The 851-nt window shown below is 60.3% G+C and carries 1 protein-coding gene; it reads right to left on the bottom strand.

Features of this window, described 5'->3' with window-relative positions:
• On the bottom strand, positions 1 to 851 hold an 851-nt coding region (locus CFR76_RS17510; protein WP_146222732.1), incomplete at both ends, for a Mu transposase domain-containing protein.

The following is an 851-nucleotide window of genomic DNA, read 5'->3' on the forward strand; positions in this document are numbered from 1 at the left end:
TCCACGCAGGTCAGGCCATGCTCGTTCACGGCAACCAGAAGACGTACGACCTGTCTGTCGCCACCTGGCCTGTCAGCCAGTCGCCTGCGGATCCGTTCAATGGAGACGGGCAGGATCCAGTCCCGGAATGGAGCGCCATTGCGCAGGGCACCCGGCTTGCGCTCCAGCACCCCGATATAATGCCATGGATCATAAACCGTCCGGTCCCGCTCGAACGAGCGGGCATGGACCCCAACCGTCCGGCCATCCTGCCGGATTTCGATGCGCCCGGCATAGGCCCTGAGTTCCACAGGGCGACCAACCGCGCTGCTGGAGACGGAATACCGGTTGTTGTCAAAGCGGACCAGGCAGGTTTTCGTGACGGATGCCATGCGGGCATGGAACCCGTCAAAGGAACCGGCATAAGGAACCAGAGCCGCGCGCTCGGCCAGGAACATCTCCCACACCGTTTTCTCCGGGACATCCGGATGGGCATGCGTTCTGGCCAGCTGGATGCATCGATCCACAAGCCATCCATTGAGTTCCTCGTAGTCACGGAACTTCAGACGCGGGGAGAACACGCGTCCACGCGCATATTTCACCTGGCTTTCAACCTGGCCTTTCTCCCATCCTGCCGCCGGCGTGCAGGCCTGTGGTTCAACCAGATAATGGGCGCACATCTGTAAAAAACGCCGGTTATAGTCCCGCGCCCGGCCAACAAAAACCGTTTCCACCGCAGTCTTCATATTATCGTAAATGCCCCGCTGGCATGCACCCCTGAAGAACGCAAAGCCCCGGTCATGCGCGTCAAACACCATTTCCTGCGCCTCGCGCGGATAGGCACGAATGAACATCATCCGGCTGTGGCACAG

The sequence above is a fragment of the Komagataeibacter swingsii genome (genome assembly GCF_003207895.1).
In the GTDB taxonomy this organism is placed as follows: domain Bacteria; phylum Pseudomonadota; class Alphaproteobacteria; order Acetobacterales; family Acetobacteraceae; genus Komagataeibacter; species Komagataeibacter swingsii.